We start from the raw sequence: 3,790 nt of genomic DNA on the forward strand, positions 1-3,790 counted from the left end.
TGCGGTCGAGGTCGAGGTCGAGGACCTGTACGAGCGGCTGGCCGCTGCCGGGTTCGGGTACGGTCCGGTGTTCCAGGGCCTGCGCGCCGCCTGGCGCAAGGACGGCGACGTGTACGCCGAACTCCGCCTGCCCGAGAGCGAGCACGAGGACGCCGCCCGCTACGGCCTGCATCCCGCGCTGTTGGACGCCGCACTGCACGCCCTCGGCCTGGACATCACCGGCCCCGAAGGCGCTGACGGCCCCCGACAGGCCCGCATCCCGTTCTCGTGGAACGGTGTGACCCTCTACGCGGCCGGTGCCGCTGCGCTGCGCCTGCGGCTCTCCGAGATCAACGAGGACACCGCCTCGCTGCTGCTCGCCGACGAGTCCGGCCAGCCGGTCGCCTCGGTCGAGTCGCTGGTCTCCCGTGAGATCGCCGCGGAGCAGGTGCGCGGTGCCGGCGGCGGCTTCGTGGAGTCGCTGTTCCGGGTGGAGTGGACCTCGCTCCCGGTCTCGGCCGCACCTGCGGGCCGCTGGGCGGTGCTCGGCACGGACGCTCTCGGTGCGGCCGGCGCCGGTGCCGAACCGTTCGCCGATCTGGCCGCCCTGGGCGCGGCCGTGGACGGCGGCGTGGCGGTTCCCGACGCGGTCTTCGTGTCGCTGGCCGACTCGGCCGCGGACACCGCCTCGGCCGTCCGCGCCGTGCTGCACGGTGTGCTCGCCACGCTTCAGGAGTGGCTGGCGGACGAGCGGTTCGCGTCCTCCCGCCTGGTGCTGGTGACCCGTGGTGCGGTGGCCGGTGGTGACGACCTCGTCCACGCCCCGGTGTGGGGCCTGGTGCGTTCCGCACAGGCCGAGAACCCGGACCGCGTGGTGCTGCTGGACGTGGACGGCGGCGACTACTCCCGCGAGGCGCTGTCGGCCGCACTGACCGCCGGTGAGCCCGAACTCGCCGTGCGCGGCGGCGCGTTGCGCGCACCGCGCCTGGCGCGGGTGGCGGCGGTCTCCGATGCGGCCGGGCCGGTGTTCGATGCGAGCGGTACGGTCCTGGTGTCCGGTGCGTCCGGGATGCTGGGTGGTCTGGTCGCGCGTCATCTGGTGGCCGAGCACGGGGTGCGCAGTCTGCTGCTGGTGTCGCGTCGTGGTGCGGACGCGCCGGGTGCGGCTGAACTGGCGGTCGAGCTGGGCGAGTCGGGTGCCTCCGTGGTGTTCGCGGCGTGCGACGTCGCGGACCGTGCGGCGCTTGCGGACGTACTGGCGTCCGTGCCGGCGGAGTTCCCGCTGACCGGCGTGGTGCACACGGCCGGTGTCCTCGACGACGGCATCGTCACCTCGCTCACCCCCGAGCGGATCGACACCGTGCTGCGCCCGAAGGTGGACGCGGCGCTGAACCTGCACGAGCTCACCGCCGGCCTGGACCTGAGCGCGTTCGTGCTCTTCTCCTCCGCCGCCGGCACCCTGAGCAGCCCCGGCCAGGGCAACTACGCTGCGGCCAACGTCTTCCTGGACGCCCTCGCCGCTCAGCGCCGCGCCGCCGGACTCCCGGCGACCTCGCTCGCGTGGGGTCCGTGGGCCGACAGCAGCGGCATGGTCGGCAGCCTGAACGAGCTCGACGTCCAGCGGATGAGCCGTGGCGGCATCCACGGTCTCTCCTCGGCCGAGGGCCTGGAACTGCTCGACACCGCCGTCGCCACGGGCGACGCGACCCTTGTCCCGATGCGGCTCGACCTGGCCGCGCTGCGCCAGCAGGCCGCCGCCGGCAATCTCCCCGCGCTGCTGCGCGGACTGGTCCGGGTCCCGGCCCGCCGAGTGGTACGGGCGGCCGCGGCGAGCGGCTCGGAGCTGGCCGGCCGACTGCAGGCCCTGCCCGCCGGCGAGCGCGAGCAGGCGGTGCTCGAGCTGGTCTGCGCTCGGGTGGCGTCGGTGCTGGGTTACGCGGACGCCGCTGCGGTGGAGTCCGGCCGGGCGTTCAAGGAGCTCGGCTTCGACTCGCTGACGGCCGTCGAGCTGCGCAACGAGCTGAACGGTGCGACGGGCCTGCGACTGCCCGCGACGCTGGTCTTCGACTACCCGAGCCCGATCGCACTGGCGGCCTTCCTGGTCACCGAGCTGCTGGGCGAGGCGTCCGAGGCGTCCGTCACCGGCCCGGTCGCGGTCCTGGACGACGAGCCGATCGCGATCGTCGGGATGAGCTGCCGCTACCCGGGCGGCGTGGAGTCGCCCGAGGACCTGTGGCGACTGGTGTCCGAGGCCGGTGACGCGATCTCCGGCTTCCCGGCCGGCCGAGGCTGGGACCTCGACGGCCTCTACCACCCCGACCCGGACCACCAGGGCACGACCTACGCCCGCGAGGGCGGCTTCCTGCACGACGCGGGCCTCTTCGACCCGGACTTCTTCGGGATCTCACCGCGTGAGGCGCTGGCCATGGACCCGCAGCAGCGCCTGCTGCTGGAGACCTCCTGGGAGGCCATCGAGCGGGCCGGCATCGACCCGGCCACGCTGCGCGGCAGCCGCACCGGTGTGTTCGCCGGTGTGATGTACCACGACTACGCGACCGGAATCAGTGAGCTCCCCGAAGGGGTCGAGGGCTACCTGGGCACCGGTGTCTCGGGCAGCATCGCCTCCGGCCGAGTGGCGTACACCTTCGGCCTGGAGGGTCCGGCGGTCACGGTCGACACCGCGTGCTCCTCGTCGCTGGTGGCGCTGCACTGGGCGATCCAGGCGCTACGAGGCGGCGAGTGCAACATGGCGCTGGCCGGCGGTGTCACCGTGATGGCGACGCCCGAGACCTTCGTGGACTTCAGCCGCCAGCGCGGTCTGTCGGCCGACGGCCGCTGCAAGGCGTTCTCGGCGGACGCGGACGGCACGGGCTGGGGCGAGGGTGTCGGCATGCTGCTCGTGGAGCGGCTCTCCGACGCCGAGCGCAACGGCCACCCGGTCCTCGCAGTGGTGCGCGGCTCGGCCGTGAACCAGGACGGTGCGTCGAACGGTCTGACGGCGCCGAACGGTCCGTCGCAGCAGCGGGTGATCCGGCAGGCGCTGGCGAACGCCGGTCTGTCGGCTGACGAGGTCGACGCGGTGGAGGCGCACGGCACCGGTACCACGCTGGGTGACCCGATCGAGGCGCAGGCGCTGCTGGCGACCTATGGCCAGGAGCACTCGGCGGACCGTCCGCTGTGGCTGGGTTCGTTGAAGTCGAACATCGGTCACACGCAGGCGGCGGCGGGTGTCGGCGGCATCATCAAGATGGTGATGGCGATGCGGCACGGTGTGCTGCCGCAGACGCTGCACGTGAACGAGCCCTCACCGAAGGTGGATTGGGCCTCGGGTGCGGTGTCGCTGCTGACCGACTCGCGGCCGTGGCCGGAGACCGGGCGTCCGCGTCGTGCGGCGGTGTCGTCGTTCGGTATCAGCGGTACCAACGCCCACACCATCCTCGAGTACGCTCCGGCGGTTGCCCAGGAGCCGGCGGAGGCCGACTCCGGCATCGTGCCGCTGCTGCTGTCCGCCAAGACCGACAAGGCCCTGGCGGGCCAGGCAGCCCGACTGCTCTCCCTCCTCTCCGAGCAGACCGAGGCCGGTCTGCTCGACGTGGGCTACTCGCTGGTCTCGTCGCGGGCCGGGTTCGAGCGCCGGGCGGTGCTGGTCGCGGCCGACCGTGATGGTGCGGTCCGGGGTCTGGAGGCGTTGGCTTCCGGTGAGCCGGGTGCGGGTGTGGTGCAGGGCGCTGTGGGGTCTGCGGGGAAGGTGGCGTTCGTCTTCCCGGGTCAGGGTTCGCAGTGGGCTGCGATGGCGGTGGAACTCCTGGAG

1 protein-coding gene is annotated in these 3,790 nt (G+C 73.2%); it reads left to right on the forward strand.

Features of this window, described 5'->3' with window-relative positions; translation table 11 throughout:
• Positions 1 to 3,790: type I polyketide synthase (locus ACZ5ON_RS35830; protein WP_465601761.1), on the forward strand; the 3,790-nt coding region annotated here is incomplete at both ends.

Source organism: Kitasatospora sp. NPDC032150 (assembly GCF_055579945.1).